Origin of the sequence: Ferrimonas balearica, assembly GCF_019802085.1 — a bacterium.
Classification (GTDB): Bacteria; Pseudomonadota; Gammaproteobacteria; order Enterobacterales; family Shewanellaceae; genus Ferrimonas; species Ferrimonas balearica_B.
Genome location: NZ_JAHVHV010000002.1, coordinates 16,538 through 29,859, shown reverse-complemented (window position 1 = coordinate 29,859; position 13,322 = coordinate 16,538). Strand labels below are relative to the sequence as shown.

15 protein-coding genes are annotated in these 13,322 nt (G+C 62.9%); 7 read left to right on the top strand and 8 right to left on the bottom strand.

The genetic code is table 11. The features are described from left to right. The first annotated feature begins 63 nt into the window (after positions 1-63). From KUV81_RS08295 to dolP, 4 genes are read left to right on the top strand one after another with little or no spacing between them, the layout of a single operon-like run. A complete protein-coding gene (locus tag KUV81_RS08295) occupies positions 64-1,887 on the top strand; it encodes a penicillin-binding protein activator (RefSeq protein WP_222543401.1) in 1,824 nt (607 codons plus the stop codon). Continuing rightward, positions 1,887-2,219 carry a YraN family protein gene (locus KUV81_RS08290; RefSeq protein WP_222543400.1) on the top strand — a complete coding sequence of 111 codons (333 nt, stop codon included), beginning with the start codon at positions 1,887-1,889 and terminating at the stop codon, positions 2,217-2,219. Before KUV81_RS08295 ends, KUV81_RS08290 begins: the two co-directional genes overlap by 1 nt. Positions 2,220-2,234: 15 nt before the next feature. After that, the gene (locus KUV81_RS08285) at positions 2,235-2,822 is read left to right on the top strand and encodes a phosphoheptose isomerase (RefSeq protein WP_222543399.1); all 588 of its coding nucleotides are present in this window, start codon (positions 2,235-2,237) and stop codon (positions 2,820-2,822) included. Between the two features lies 1 nt (position 2,823). Beyond that, complete coding sequence (dolP, locus tag KUV81_RS08280; protein ID WP_222543398.1) at positions 2,824-3,408, top strand: division/outer membrane stress-associated lipid-binding lipoprotein; 585 nt, start codon at positions 2,824-2,826, stop codon at positions 3,406-3,408. Positions 3,409-3,462: 54 nt separating this feature from the next. Here the strand turns inward: dolP and trpS are convergent, their stop codons facing one another. Genes trpS through rpe form a run of 3 tightly spaced genes read right to left on the bottom strand, consistent with a single transcriptional unit; the run spans position 3,463 to position 5,842 of the window. Next, positions 3,463-4,470, bottom strand: coding sequence for a tryptophan--tRNA ligase (gene trpS, locus KUV81_RS08275; RefSeq protein ID WP_222543397.1), 1,008 nt, complete (start codon positions 4,468-4,470; stop codon positions 3,463-3,465). Continuing rightward, the gene (locus KUV81_RS08270; protein ID WP_222543396.1) at positions 4,467-5,171 is read right to left on the bottom strand and encodes a phosphoglycolate phosphatase; all 705 of its coding nucleotides are present in this window, start codon (positions 5,169-5,171) and stop codon (positions 4,467-4,469) included. The genes trpS and KUV81_RS08270 overlap by 4 nt, the downstream gene beginning before the upstream one ends. Continuing rightward, complete coding sequence (gene rpe, locus KUV81_RS08265) at positions 5,171-5,842, bottom strand: ribulose-phosphate 3-epimerase (RefSeq protein ID WP_222543395.1); 672 nt, start codon at positions 5,840-5,842, stop codon at positions 5,171-5,173. The genes KUV81_RS08270 and rpe overlap by 1 nt, the downstream gene beginning before the upstream one ends. A gap of 185 nt (positions 5,843-6,027) precedes the next feature. On the opposite strand from rpe, the gene KUV81_RS08260 reads away from it, so the two are divergent. The 3 genes from KUV81_RS08260 (at position 6,028) to KUV81_RS08250 (ending at position 7,215) form a co-directional block, all read left to right on the top strand. Then, positions 6,028-6,687 carry a TorF family putative porin gene (locus tag KUV81_RS08260; RefSeq protein WP_261389326.1) on the top strand — a complete coding sequence of 220 codons (660 nt, stop codon included), beginning with the start codon at positions 6,028-6,030 and terminating at the stop codon, positions 6,685-6,687. Positions 6,688-6,772: 85 nt separating this feature from the next. Then, on the top strand, positions 6,773-7,036 hold the full coding sequence (locus tag KUV81_RS08255) for a hypothetical protein (protein WP_222544261.1): 264 nt from the start codon (positions 6,773-6,775) through the stop codon (positions 7,034-7,036). After that, positions 7,036-7,215, top strand: a complete 180-nt coding sequence (locus KUV81_RS08250; protein ID WP_222543393.1) for a DUF2970 domain-containing protein — start codon at positions 7,036-7,038, stop codon at positions 7,213-7,215. The genes KUV81_RS08255 and KUV81_RS08250 overlap by 1 nt, the downstream gene beginning before the upstream one ends. Here KUV81_RS08250 and KUV81_RS08245 read toward each other — a convergent pair. The 5 genes from KUV81_RS08245 to KUV81_RS08225 form a co-directional block, all read right to left on the bottom strand. Next, positions 7,201-8,016 carry a Dam family site-specific DNA-(adenine-N6)-methyltransferase gene (locus KUV81_RS08245; RefSeq protein WP_222543392.1) on the bottom strand — a complete coding sequence of 272 codons (816 nt, stop codon included), beginning with the start codon at positions 8,014-8,016 and terminating at the stop codon, positions 7,201-7,203. The genes KUV81_RS08250 and KUV81_RS08245 overlap by 15 nt on opposite strands. Positions 8,017-8,046: 30 nt before the next feature. Continuing rightward, the gene (locus tag KUV81_RS08240; protein WP_222543391.1) at positions 8,047-9,492 is read right to left on the bottom strand and encodes an SPOR domain-containing protein; all 1,446 of its coding nucleotides are present in this window, start codon (positions 9,490-9,492) and stop codon (positions 8,047-8,049) included. Beyond that, positions 9,489-10,568: a 3-dehydroquinate synthase gene (gene aroB, locus KUV81_RS08235; RefSeq protein ID WP_222543390.1), complete on the bottom strand. Its 1,080-nt coding sequence runs from the start codon at positions 10,566-10,568 to the stop codon at positions 9,489-9,491. The genes KUV81_RS08240 and aroB overlap by 4 nt, the downstream gene beginning before the upstream one ends. Before the next feature lie 26 nt (positions 10,569-10,594). Continuing rightward, the gene (gene aroK / locus KUV81_RS08230; protein WP_222543389.1) at positions 10,595-11,110 is read right to left on the bottom strand and encodes a shikimate kinase AroK; all 516 of its coding nucleotides are present in this window, start codon (positions 11,108-11,110) and stop codon (positions 10,595-10,597) included. A gap of 155 nt (positions 11,111-11,265) precedes the next feature. Further along, complete coding sequence (locus KUV81_RS08225) at positions 11,266-13,311, bottom strand: type IV pilus secretin PilQ (RefSeq protein ID WP_222543388.1); 2,046 nt, start codon at positions 13,309-13,311, stop codon at positions 11,266-11,268. Between the last annotated feature and the right edge of the window lie 11 nt (positions 13,312-13,322).

Genomic DNA, 13,322 nt, shown 5'->3' with positions numbered 1-13,322 from the left:
TTGGTTTACTGCAAACAGGGGGTTAAACTAGTGCCAGCAATTCTATCAGAGTGGATCCCCGTGGTGAAAAGCGTTTCCCTTGTTCGACCCGCCCCTCGCCGGCACCTGGCCCTTGCCCTGCTGGTGGCCGTCCTGACCGGCTGCGCCGCCGATCCCGGCACCACCACGGCCCCCTCACGTGTGGAGTTGGGCCAATCCGTTCAAACCCCCAGCCAATACCTGGGCCTGGCCAACGGCGCCGAAGGCGAAGCCCGCCAGGGCTATCTGCTGCTGGCCGCCCGCGCTTACCTGAACCAGGGGCAACGGGGAGCGGCCCAGGGTCTGCTGGACTCCCTGGCCCCCGAACTGCCGACCCAGGGCCCCCTGCAGGCGGAGTACCGCCTGCTGCGTGCCCATATCGCAGCCGATCAGCAGCAACGCGAAGACGCCCTGGCGCTGCTGGAGTGGCCCAGCAACTGGGCACTCTCCTCCGCCCAGTGGCGGGACTTCTTTGCCCTGCGTGCCGAGCTGCACCAGCAAGGCGGGGAGTACCTGGCGGAGGCCGCCGCCCGCTACGGCCAGTCCGCCTACCTCAGCGGCGCTGAACAGGAAAGCAACTACGACGCCCTCTGGCTGGCCCTCTCCCGGGTGGACGAGGAGACCCTGAAAGCTCAGCAGAGTCAAAGCCGGGAGCCCCAGTGGCGCGGCTGGCTGGAGCTGGCCTGGCTGGCCCAGCACTTTGCGGTGCAGCCCTCCTCCTTGCTGGGCGAGCTGGCCCGCTGGCAGCAGGCCAATCCCAGCCACCCGGCGGCCCAACGCCTGCCGGTCAACCTGGAACGGGCGCTCAGCGTGCAACCCTACCGACCGCACCAGGTGGCGGTGCTGCTGCCTCTGAGTGGCCGCATCGCCAACCAGGCCCGGGCGATCCAGGATGGTCTTCTGGCCAACCTGCTGGCCAACCAGGAGGAGCGCCAGGTGCGCTTCTACGATACCGGCGAGATGGACGCCGGGCAGGCCTACCAGCAGGCGCTGGAGGACGGCGCCGAGTTCATCATCGGGCCACTGCTCAAGCCCAACCTCGATAAGGTGCTGGCCCTGTACGACGGTCAGGTGCCCCTGTTGGCCCTGAACAGCCGCGAAGCCGAAAGTCCGGAGCAGCCGGATCTCTACTTCTTCTCGTTGGACCCGGAAGCCGAAGCGGCCCAGGCGGCCCGCAAGATGTGGCAGCAGGGCCATCGTCATCCCATGGTGCTGGCTGCCGGCAGCGCCATCGGCAAACGCATGGCGGAGCGCTTCGTCGAGGAGTGGCAAACCCTCAGCGACGAAGACGCGGAGGTGCACTACTTCAGCACCAACGCCACCATGCGGGAAACGGTACAGAGCGCTATGCACGTGGATCAGAGCCAGGCGCGCATCCAGGAGATGAAGGGGATCTTCGGCCCCCGCACCCAGGCGGATTTCCGCTCCCGCCGGGACGTCGATGCCCTCTACCTGGTCGCCAACGGCGACGAAGTGCGTCTGCTCAAGCCCTTTGTGGACGTCAGCCTGGCGGTGTTCGCCGATCCCCTGGCGCTCTACGCCAGCAGCCGGGCCCATGTGGCCCTGGCCGGCCAGCAGAGCCAGGAACTGGATGGTCTGGCACTGAGCGACATGCCCTGGCTTATTAACGACAACGCCCAGCGTCGTCAGGCCGAAACCCTTTGGCCGGAGCGCCAGCAGGCGCTGATGCGCCTCTACGCCATGGGTTACGACAGCTGGAGCCTCATTGACCGGCTGGCCCAGATGCGGGTCTTCACCGGCTACCGGGTCAATGGCCTCAGTGGGCAGTTGACCGTGACCCCGGACGGCGATCTGGACCGGGAGCTGGACTGGGCCAAGTACCGCCGCGGTCAGCTGAACGCGGACTGATGCGCCGAGACGGGCAACTCGCCGAGCAGCGCGCCCAGCGCTACCTGGAGTCCCAGGGCCTCAAGGCCCTGGCTCAGAACGTTCATGGTCGCTTTGGTGAGCTGGATCTGGTGATGCTGGATCACCCGGTAGTGGTGTTCGTGGAAGTGAAGTTTCGCCGCTCCAGCGGCTTTGGGGGCGCCCTAGGGGCCGTCACCGCAGAAAAACAGCGCAAATTGCGCCTGACCGCCGAGGGCTATCTGCAGCAACAGGGATGGAGTCAGCGCCCTTGCCGCTTCGATGTGCTGGCCCTCGATGGCAACGACATCAACTGGATAAAAAACGCATTTTAATAGGGTCAGGGGACCATGCTGGAACGAATCAAAGAGAGCTTTACCGAAAGCATCCAAACCAAGATTGACGCCCTGGAGTCCCTGCCGGACTCCATCGAACAGGCGGCCATGGCGATGGTGCAGTGCCTGCTCAGCGGCAACAAGATCCTCTGTTGCGGTAATGGCGGCAGCGCTGGCCACGCCCAGCAACTGTCCAGCAGCTTGCTCAACCGCTTCGAAACCGAGCGCCCTTCCCTGCCGGCCATCGCCCTGACCACCGACAGCACCAGCCTCACCTCCATCGCCAACGACAGTGGCTTCGAGGAGGTGTTCTCCAAGCAGGTTCATGCCCTGGGTCAGCGGGGGGATATCCTGCTGGCGATCTCCACCAGCGGCAACTCCCAGAACGTCATCAAGGCGATGGAAGCGGCGGTCAACCGGGACATGACCATCGTCGCGCTCACCGGCACCGACGGCGGCGCCATGGCGGGGCTGTTGAGCGAAAACGACGTCGAGGTACGGGTGCCGAGCAACCGCACTGCTCGTGTCCAGGAGGTGCATCTGCTGGCCATCCACTGCCTGTGCGACGCCATCGACCGCACCCTGTTCCCCCAGGAGGACTGAGATGCCCCACTCCCTCTCCCTAGGCGCTAAGGCCGCCCTGCTGCTGTTGATGACCAGCCTGCTCTCCGGCTGTGCCGGGGTGATCATGGCCGGCGCGGTGGGCGGCGCGGTGATGGTCAACGACCGACGCTCCTTCGAAACCCAGATCGACGACCACGGCCTGGATGTCGCCATCACCGACGCCCTCAACGAAAACGAGGGGCTGAAGAACGAGTCGCGGATCCGGGTGATCAGCATGAACCGCCGGGTGCTGCTGGTGGGCCAGGTGCCCAACCAGATGCTCAAAGAGCGCGCGGCGCAGATCGCCCGCAATCACCCCGAGGTCACCCAGGTGCACGATCAGCTCAGGATCGGCAACCCGGTAGGCTTCTCCACCCGCAGCAACGACACCTGGACCACCACCAAGGTGAAGTCCCGCATGTTCGGCGACAACGAACTGGACGCCCTGCGGATCAAGGTGGTCACCGAGAACGGCGAGGTGTTCCTGCTGGGCCTGGTAGACAACCAGGAGGCGGATCTGGCGGTGGAAGTGGCCCGCACCACCTCGGGGGTCCGCAAGGTGGTCAAGGTGTTCGAGTACCTCTGAGTTTCCCGCTACAAAAAAAGCCGACCTGATGGTCGGCTTTTTTCGCTTTGACGGTCAGCGCGGCATCGGCGGCAGGCCGACGGCGTCGTAGACCTTGGCCAGAGTCACGGCCGCCCGCTCGCGGGCGCCTTCGGCACCGGCCTTCATCACCTCGTCAAGGTAGGCCTGATCGGCGCGGATCTCGGCGAAGCGCTTCTGCATCGGCTCCAGTAGGGCCACCACGGACTCGGCGGTCGCCACCTTGAGGTGGCCGTACATCTTGCCCTCGAACTCCGCTTCAATCTCGGCAAAGCTCTTGCCGGAGGTGGCGGAGTAGATGCTCATCAGGTTGGAGACGCCGGCCTTGTTGTCGAGGTCAAAGCGCACCACCGGCGGCTCGTCGGAGTCAGTCACCGCCTTCTTGAACTTCTTGGTGATCGCCTTGGGATCTTCCAGCAGCCCCACCCGGTTGTTGGCGTTGTCGTCGGACTTGGACATCTTCTTGCCCGGGTCCTGCAGGCTCATCACCCGGGCGCCGGCCTCAGGGATGTGGGGCTCCGGCACAGTAAAGACCTCGCCGTAGAGGTTGTTGAACCGGGTGGCGATGTCGCGGGACAGCTCCAGATGCTGTTTCTGATCGTTGCCCACCGGCACCTCGTTGGCCTGGTAGAGCAGGATGTCCGCGGCCATCAGCACCGGGTAGCTGAACAGACCGGCGTTGATGTTGCTGGCGTGGCGGGCGGACTTGTCCTTGAACTGGGTCATCCGGTTGAGCTCACCCATCTGGGTGTAGCAGTTGAGGATCCAGCCCAGTTGGGTGTGCTCCTGCACGTGGGACTGCACGAACACCGTGCTTTTCTTCGGATCCACGCCACAGGCCAGGTAGAGGGCCAGGGTGTCCAGGCAGGCGTTGCGCAGTTTTTCCGGGTCCTGGCGGACAGTAATGGCGTGCAGATCGACGATGCAGTACAGGGCATCGTGGGTTTCCTGCAACTTAACCCACTGACGCAGAGCGCCCATGTAGTTGCCAAGGGTCAGGCCACCGGAGGGCTGTGCGCCACTCAATACAACGGGTTTGGTCATAGGGTTACGGTCTCTTCTCGGGCTGGCAGCAGCGCCAGCAGGTGTTCAAATTGATCCAGGGTGTGGTCTGGGCCCAACTCGGCGATGGGCTGGCCGTAGTTGTAGCCGTAGCTGAGGCCGACGCAGCCGCAGCCGGCCGCCCGGGCCGCGTCGATGTCATTGCGCGAGTCTCCCACCATCACCATCTGCTCCGGCTGCAGGTCAAACTTGTTCAGCACCGTATGCAGCGGCAGCGGATGGGGTTTGCGCTCGGCCAGGGAGTCGCCGCCGAGCATCAGCTCAAAATGCTGAGCCAAGCCACAGGTGGCCATCAGCTCAGGCAGATAGCGGGCCGGCTTGTTGGTGACCAGCGCCAATCGGTATCCGCGCTGACGCAGGATCGCCAACGTGTTGGCCACGCCGGGGTAGAGGGGGCTGCCCTGGTCCAGGTGCGCGTCGTAGTGATGGTGGAATCGGTCCAAAGCCCGCTCCAGCAGTTCCGGCGACAGCGTCGGATCCGGCACCACATTAGCGCTCAGGGCCCGACGCATCAACATCTCGACACCGTTGCCGATCCAGCCGCGGGCCGCGTGCACGTCACAGGCCGGTCGCCCCAGGTCCACCAGCGCCGCTGACGCGGCCTGGGCGAGGGCCGGTACGCTGTCGATCAGGGTGCCATCGAGATCAAAGGCGATGGCCCGGATGCCGGTAAAACCCGCCATCAGCGGACGCTGGCCAGTTGCTGGCGCATGCGGTCGATCTCCGCCCTGTAGTCCGCCTTGCCGAAAATGGCGGAGCCGGCCACGAACATGTCGGCGCCGGCCGCCGCGATCTCGGCGATGTTGTCCGCTTTGACGCCGCCGTCGATCTGCAGTCGGATCTCCCGGCCACTGGCGTCGATGCGCTCCCGCACCTGGCGGATCTTGTCCAGGGTGCCGGGAATAAAGGACTGGCCGCCGAAGCCGGGGTTGACCGACATCAGCAGGATCACGTCCAGCTTATCCATCACGTGATCCAGGTAGTGCAGCGGGGTCGCCGGGTTGAACACCAGGCCGGCCTGGCAGCCCTGGTCCTTGATCAGCTGCAAGCTGCGATCCACGTGCTCAGAAGCCTCGGGATGGAAGGTGATGATGGACGCCCCGGCCTTGGCAAAATCGGGAATGATGCGGTCCACCGGCTTGACCATCAGGTGCACGTCGATGGGGGCCTCGATGCCGTAGTTGCGCAGAGCCTGGCACACCATGGGGCCGATGGTCAGGTTGGGCACGTAGTGGTTGTCCATCACATCGAAGTGCACCACGTCGGCGCCGGCGTCGAGCACATTGGCCACCTCTTCCCCCAGTCGGGCGAAGTCAGCGGAGAGAATGGAGGGGGCAATCAGGAACTCTTTCATGGCCGGATCTCTTATGGGGGGCAATTTTTGCCCGCCATTTTAGCGTTTCACCGGGCCAGCCCCAAGGCCAATTTAATTTCTCCTTGCATCACAATGGCTTTGCCCATAGGTTAGGAATTCCCCCCAGGTCCATTCCGCTTTGTTTTTGTCACATTGGGCGTTGCCCATGGATTAGGGAATGGATGATGAAAAAATTTGCACTGTCTTCTTTGGCTGTCGCCCTGATGGCCAGCAGCTCGGTTGTGTCTGCCGCAGAATGGTCGGCTAACATTGGCGCAGGAAGTGACTACCTCTGGCGCGGTATTTCTCAAACCGACGGCAAGCCCGCCATCTCGGGCGGCATCGATGTCGGTACTGACATCGGCTTCTATGCCGGCACTTGGGTCTCCAACATCGACTTCGGTGATGACGCCACTTACGAGCTGGATCTGTACGGCGGTTTCGCCGGTGACGTGGGAGATTTCTTCTGGGACGTGGGTTACGTCTACTACGCCTACCCCAACGGTGATGACCTAGACTTCGGTGAAGTTTATGCCGGGGTCGGCTGGAACTGGTTCGGCGTCAACGTTGCGTACGCAACCAACGAAAGCGCCTCTGAGAAGTACTATGAAGACGCTTTCTACGTCGAGGCTACCTTTGATTTCGAGCTCACCGAAACCATCGGCATTGGCTTTGCAGTCGGTAACTACAGCTTTGACATCAGTGACGAAGACTACGTGAACTACAACGCGTACGTCTCCAAGGCCACCGACATCGGTGACTTTACCTTTATGGTCAGTGACACTGACCTGGACGACGACGATCCCATCGTCATGGTCAGCTGGGCTTACGAGTTCGACCTCTAAGTGCGCCTAAACCTTGGCCATCCTGCGATGGTCAAGGATTAGTCAACTTGCTATACTCGTCTCGTTGCGCTTGCAGGAGGCGGGTATGGCTATCAAGAACGGGTCAAAGCGGTGGCTACTGGTGCTGGGAACGGCGGGTTTCCTGCTGGCCTCTGGCGTCACCGTCCACCACCTCCAGTGCCATGACCGCGCGCTCACCGCGCAGTGCAGCACCGCCACCGCCCTGAACTGGCGCAACTGGTTGGTGGGCAAAAGCGGCTCCAGCCAATTCCACTTCGTCGATCTCCTCGAGCTGCTGTACGGCCACAAAGAGCGGCATGAGCCCATGCCCAATCGTCCAGGCAAGTAGTGCGAGTCCTGCTTAGCGTCCTCGCCGCCCTGTTTGGCGTGCAAAGCGAACGCAACCGTCAACGGGATTTTGCCTCCGCGTCCCCGCTCCCCTACATCCTCACCGGCTTAATGGCCGTGATCCTGTTTGTCCTCGGCCTGGTGGCGGTGGTCAATCTGGTGCTCTCAGGCTCGGTATAACGCCATCAGCTCATCCACCTTTTTCCGCCCACGGCCGTTTTGGCTGATGGAACGCGCCACCTGAATGGTGTCCAGGGCCGCCTTGTCGTAGAGCTTGCGCGCCAGGGGGGTGTCGTGATTGCTGATCAGCACCGCCAGACGCTTGTCCCGAACGGTCTTCTCAGCGTGGGTCGCCAACATCGCCTGGTCGTCCAGACTGAAGCCGCCGCTGGCGTAAGTGGTGAAGTTGGAGGTGGTGGACAGCGGCAGGTAGGGTGGATCGCAATACACCACGTCGCCAGGCTGGGTGCGGGCAAAGGTCTGGGCATAGCCTTCGCACAGGAAGGTGGCCTTCTGCGCTTTCTCGGCAAAAAAACGCAGCTCCTTTTCGGGGAAGTAGGGCCGTTTGTAGGAACCAAAAGGCACGTTGAAACCGCCGGACTTGTTGTAGCGGCACAGGCCGTTGTAGCCGTAGCGGTTCAGGTAGAGAAAGAGCACCGCCCGGTCGAAACGGTCGTGGCACTGGTTGAACTCGGCCCGCAGACCGTAATAGGCCTCTTTGCGGTTGTTGCTGTCGATAAAGAGTTTGTTCGACTCGGCCAGGTAACGCTCCGGGGTCTGCTTGAGGGTCTCGTACAGCCCAATCAGGTCGGGGTTGATGTCGCTGAGCAGGTAACTGGGGTAGTCGGTGTTCAAAAACACCGAGCCTGCGCCGACAAAGGGCTCCACCAGGCGCTCGGCCTGGGGCAGCCGGGCGGCGATCTCATCCACCAGCTTGAACTTGCCACCCGCCCACTTGAGAAAGGCTCTCGATTTCGTCATCTGCCGACCATTGTATTGAATAGTTGTGCCTCAGCCCTGGGGACTGAGGATCTCTGTCAGTTCCAGCTCGGCGGCCAGCTCGCTCTGCACCTTGGCCACCGGTTTTACGTAGGGGGACAAGCGCCGGACACTCTCAACCAGCGCCTCGCGGGCCTCTCGCGCCTCGGCTTTGCTCTGGTATCCCCCCTGCACCACCACGAACCAGGGCATCGGCTCCCGATCGATCCGGTACACCCGAACCTGGTCCGCCAAGCCGTGGCTGGCCAAAAAATCCGGGATCAGCTGGGGATAGGAGAAGACCGCCAGCTGCAGGACGTAGCTTTGAGCCGGGCGGGCCATCAGGGGCTGCTGACCCAGAGGTTGGGGTTCAGGCTCAGGCTCAGGCGTCGGCTCGGCTGACGCCGTCTCCTCCAGCGGTTCGGAGGTCTGCGCCAGGGCCACTGGGGTTTCCGCCGCTTCCGTCTCGCCCTCGGGCACTTCAGTGGTGGCCAGTGGCGCTTCGGTGGGCTCCGGGGAGTCCGGCTCAAAGGGCACCGGGGTTTCATCCCGCTCAGGCTCGGTGGGCCAGGGTTTGGCCAACCCAGCCACCGTCACCGCATCGGCATTGGCTTCCGCTTCGGCAACCGCCGGCGCGGACGCCTCCGGCAAGTCCGTTTCAGCGTTCACCACCTCGACCGGCGCTTGAGTCTCGCTGGCTGGGTCCTTGGCCACCGGCCACCAGATCCCCACCGCCAGCAGAATCAGGGCCAGCAGGGCGATGGCCCCGGTGATCACGGGGCGCCGCAGCCCCTGCCCGGCGACCGGGCGCGACTTGGCCGCTTCGGCCAGGGCGACGACCGCCCGCGCACTGCCGTCCTGCTCGGCCAATTGCCGCTCGATGGCGGCCTCATTCAAAAACAGCTTGCCCTGATACCGGGCCACCAGCTGATCATAGAGTTTGCGACGCTCCCGGTCCGACAGGGGGGGCACTTCCACCGGCAGCAGGTGACTCTGATAATGCTCGGGCAGTTGTTGCTGCAAGCGGCTGACCAGAGCATCGTCGGAGACCAGCACCAGGGTAACCCGCAAGCCCGAAGGCTCGTCGCTCAGCACCAGGGCCATCAACTCAGCCATCAGGGTGTCCGCCAGGCGGTGGGCGTTGTCCACCACCAGCATCAATCGGGCGTGGTTGGGGGGCAGGAGCCGCTCCAGACTGTCACCCAAGGGGTCCTGGTTGTCGAACACCGGCTCGGCCACCAGCTGGCGCACTAGCCGCTCCCGGGCCAGCGCCGGATCCATGCCCGCCTCAACGCTCAGATAGGCCTGGTTGAACTCCTCGGCGTCGGTGAGCAGTGACTGAGCAAGGGTGCTTTTTCCAACCCCATCAATGCCGTGCAACAGCAACAGGTGATCGCCGTATTCGGTGAGGTATCGAAAGCGCTCCAGCAGAGCACGCTGGCTGGGCAGCAGGGGCAGGGAAGCCGGTGGAACCGTCATGCGCCGTCGATAAGCCGCTGCAGCTGGGCATCGGAGACGTTGGAGACCACTTCGGCGCGGCCGATGTCGGTGGGCAGGATCAGCCGCACCTTGCCCGCCAGGGACTTCTTGTCTCGACGCATGTGGGGGATAAAGTGGGTGAAGTCCATCGACGGTGGGGGCGTAATGGGCAGATCAAAGGCCAACAGCAAGCGCTCGATGCGGCTGACCTGCTCCGCGCTCAGCCAGCCCAGCTGCTGGGCCAGGGTAGCGGCCATCATGGTACCGGCGGCCACGGCTTCGCCGTGCAGCCACTGGCCATAGCCCATCTCCGCCTCGATGGCGTGACCAAAGGTGTGCCCCAGGTTCAGCAGCGCACGGACGCCCTGCTCGGTCTCATCCTCGGCCACCACTTCGGCCTTGATCTCGCAGCAGCGACGGATGGCGTAGCTCAAAGCAGCGTCATCCCGCTGGCGCAGCGCGCCCTGCTCAGCTTCCAACCACTCGAAAAACGCCTTGTCCCAAATGATGCCGTACTTGATCACCTCGGCCATGCCGGCAGCGAACTCCCGCTCGGGCAGGGTGCCCAAGGTGGTGGTGTCCGCCAGCACCAGGGCGGGCTGATGGAAGGCACCGATCATGTTTTTGCCCAGGGGGTGGTTGACGGCGGTTTTGCCGCCCACTGAGGAGTCGACCTGGGCCAGCAAGGTGGTGGGAATCTGGATAAAGGGCACGCCGCGCTGATAGCAGGCGGCTGCGAAGCCGACCATATCGCCGATCACCCCGCCCCCCAGCGCCACCAGTGCACAATCCCGACCCAGACCCAACTCCAGGGCTCGGGCGAAGATCCGCTCCAGGGTCTCCAGGGTTTTGTGGGCCTCGCCATCGGGCAGCACCAGGGTATCCACCGGTCGCCCGCTCTGGTTCAGCAGCGCCAGGGCCTGATCAAGATAGAGGGGCGCCACCACGTCGTTGGTGATCACCAGAAGACGGGAGAACGGCACGGACTCGAGCCAGGACCCGGCCTGCGCCAACAACCGCTCTCCGATGATGATGGGGTAGCTGCGCTGCCCCAGATCGACCTGGATCCGTTCCATGGCGCCCTTTTCTGTGATTGGGGAGATTAGAAGCCGAGCTTCTCGATGATCTGGTTGGCCACCACTTTGGCGCTCTGCTCATCGGTACGGACCACCAGATCCGCCACCTCTTCGTACATGGGGTTGCGCTCTTCGGCCAGGCGCTCGAGCACTTCCCGAGGCTCGTCCACCTGCAGCAGCGGACGACGCTTGTCCCGCTGGGTTCGTGCCACCTGCTTGTCGATGGTGGTTTCCAGGTAGACCACGATGCCACGTGCAGACAAACGGTTACGAACCTCTTTTGACTGAACGGAGCCACCACCGGTGGCCAGCACGATGCCCTGCTTCTCGGTCAGGTCGTTGATGACCCGGGCTTCGCGAACACGGAAACCCTCTTCACCTTCCACGTCGAACACCCAGGAGATGTCGGCACCACTGCGGGCTTCAATCTCTTGGTCGGAATCATAGAAATCCAGGTGGAGCATCTGGGCCAGATGTCGGCCGATGGTGCTTTTGCCAGCCCCCATGGGACCTATGAGAAAGATATTTCTTTTTTCAGCCATTTCAAAAGTCGAATCGTTAATACTGTAGACACGCGACCGCCGTCACGGCGGTGGAATAACACCCACTATGACGCAAATTTTGGTGGCAGATTATCGCAAGGAAAGCGGCGGTATGGCAAGAGAGGGCGGCGCAGGTGCGCCGCCCATCTCCAGGTTTAGAACTCTTCGGTCACGATTTTGGGGGTCACGAAGATAAGCAGTTCCCGTTTTTCCGTGAAATCCTGGGTGCTTCGGAAGAACCAGCCGACGAAAGGCACGTCCCCCAAAACCGGCACCTTGGTCACGGTATTGAGTTGCTGCTGCTGGAAGATTCCGCCCAGCACGATGGTTTCCCCATTGACCGCCAGCACCTGGGTGGAAATTCGCTGGGTGTCGATGGCCACGGCGGGACCGGTAGCGGTTTGCACCGTCTCGCCCCGGGTATCCTGGGTCACCGTCAGATCCAGCACGATGCGGTTATCCGGAGTAATTTGAGGGGTTACCGTCAAACCCAGCACCGCCTTCTTAAACTCCACCGAGGTGGCACCGCTGGAGGTGGACTGGACGAATGGGATCTCCGTCCCCTGCTCGATAAAGGCGGTGAACTGGTTGGCGGTGGTCAAACGCGGGCTGGCGATGATCTCACCCTTGTTCTCCCGCTCCAAGGCCGACAATTCCAGATCCAGAACGGTACCGTCTCCCAACTTGGCCACGTGGAAGGCAATGCTGCCGGCGGGCTCCACCACCGGCAGGTTGACGTTCAAACGGTCGCCGATGGCCGGAATGGTGCCGTTGGCAATCGCTTCGGCCCCCGGCAAGGTACCGGAGGTGCCCTTGTCGTTTTGCTGGTCGGTGATCCCCCAGCGGATCCCCAACTCCTCGTCGATGTTGTCGCGCACCGTCACCATCCGCGACTCGATCACCACCTGCTTGACCGGCACATCGAGGATGTCCACCAAACGGTGGATGTCTTCGAGTCGCTCGGCGGTGTCGTAGATCAGCAGGGTGTTGGTGCGCTCGTCGACGGAGACGGAGCCGCGCTCTGACAGCAGGGTGTTGCCCTCGTTGTCCAACAGGGCGGCGATGTCCGCAGCCTTGGCGTAGTTGATCTGCATGTACTCGGAGAAGAGCGGGGCCACCTCTTTGGCCTCCTGGGCCGCCCGCAGCTCCTGGCTCTCCTGGGCCGCCATCTCCTCGCGCGGTGCCACCAGCAGGATGTTGCCCTCGATGCGCTTATCCAGGCCCCGGATCTTCAGGATCATGTCCAGCGCCTGGTCCCAGGGCACCTCGTCCAGGTGCAGGGTCAGGCTGCCGTTGACGCTTTCGGTGGTCACCAGGTTGAACTTGTTGTGGTCGGCGATGATCTGCAGCACGGTGCGCACCGGCACGTCCTGGAAGTTCATCGACAGCACACTACCTTCGTAGACCTTGTCTTCCATCAGCGGCTCAGCCGGCTTGGACAGCTCCACCACAAAGCGGTTGCCCTCCTGGCGGTAGTCGTAATCGAAGGCTTCCTGGGTGTCGATGCGCACCCGGGTGTTGAAATTGTCGCGGAAGGTTTCAAAACCGGTGACCAGGGTGGTGAAATCCTGGACGTCGACGATATAGAGATCGTCGTCGTTAATGCGGGTGTTGAACAGGGTCAACTCCAGGTCACTGCCGGTGCGGGTAAAGTTGGTGGCTGCGGCGCTGTTGGCCAGGGTGAAGGTCAACAGGGCTTGCCCCTCTTTGCCGCGGTTGAAGTCGATGGACTCGATGCGGTTCAGGAACTGGCTGCCGGCGTCGCTCTGGCTGGCCATGTTGTCGTTGAAGGTCACCCGGTAGCTGTTGCCCTGGATTCGGCCCTGGTAGGTGGTCATCTTCTCCAGGAAGAACACCACCTCCAGATCGGCACCGACCGGGGTCACCTCCACCCGCTTCACCCCTTTCATGTCGATGGGGATCTGGCTCATCTGCAGCCCAGTGCGTCCATCGGCAAAGCGGAATCGAATTTGCGCCGGGTTGGCGGACACCGAGATCTCCGGTGACGCCACCGACTGATCGAAGGCCAGCTCCACCTCGAGCATGCCATCAACCTGCCCCTGGTAGCGCAGGTCCCGAAGCTCGGCCGCGCCAACCAGACTGCTGGTGGCCAGCAGCCACCCTGCGAGCGCGACCCGGGTAACCCGACTTCGACACGAAACAAACGGCAGCAAGTGCCGGATCCCCTGCAGTAAGTTCATACGCCGTCCTT

What these genes read in the sequence shown, in the direction of transcription:
- trpS (WP_222543397.1), bottom strand. Translation starts at nt 4,470, where the DNA reads ATGACCAAACCCGTTGTATTGAGTGGCGCACAGCCCTCCGGTGGCCTG.
- KUV81_RS08225 (WP_222543388.1), bottom strand. Translation starts at nt 13,311, where the DNA reads ATGAACTTACTGCAGGGGATCCGGCACTTGCTGCCGTTTGTTTCGTGT.
- KUV81_RS08285 (WP_222543399.1), top strand. Translation starts at nt 2,235, where the DNA reads ATGCTGGAACGAATCAAAGAGAGCTTTACCGAAAGCATCCAAACCAAG.
- KUV81_RS08270 (WP_222543396.1), bottom strand. Translation starts at nt 5,171, where the DNA reads ATGGCGGGTTTTACCGGCATCCGGGCCATCGCCTTTGATCTCGATGGC.
- rpe (WP_222543395.1), bottom strand. Translation starts at nt 5,842, where the DNA reads ATGAAAGAGTTCCTGATTGCCCCCTCCATTCTCTCCGCTGACTTCGCC.
- KUV81_RS08245 (WP_222543392.1), bottom strand. Translation starts at nt 8,016, where the DNA reads ATGACGAAATCGAGAGCCTTTCTCAAGTGGGCGGGTGGCAAGTTCAAG.
- aroB (WP_222543390.1), bottom strand. Translation starts at nt 10,568, where the DNA reads ATGGAACGGATCCAGGTCGATCTGGGGCAGCGCAGCTACCCCATCATC.
- KUV81_RS08290 (WP_222543400.1), top strand. Translation starts at nt 1,887, where the DNA reads ATGCGCCGAGACGGGCAACTCGCCGAGCAGCGCGCCCAGCGCTACCTG.
- KUV81_RS08255 (WP_222544261.1), top strand. Translation starts at nt 6,773, where the DNA reads ATGGCTATCAAGAACGGGTCAAAGCGGTGGCTACTGGTGCTGGGAACG.
- dolP (WP_222543398.1), top strand. Translation starts at nt 2,824, where the DNA reads ATGCCCCACTCCCTCTCCCTAGGCGCTAAGGCCGCCCTGCTGCTGTTG.
- aroK (WP_222543389.1), bottom strand. Translation starts at nt 11,110, where the DNA reads ATGGCTGAAAAAAGAAATATCTTTCTCATAGGTCCCATGGGGGCTGGC.
- KUV81_RS08260 (WP_261389326.1), top strand. Translation starts at nt 6,028, where the DNA reads ATGAAAAAATTTGCACTGTCTTCTTTGGCTGTCGCCCTGATGGCCAGC.
- KUV81_RS08240 (WP_222543391.1), bottom strand. Translation starts at nt 9,492, where the DNA reads ATGACGGTTCCACCGGCTTCCCTGCCCCTGCTGCCCAGCCAGCGTGCT.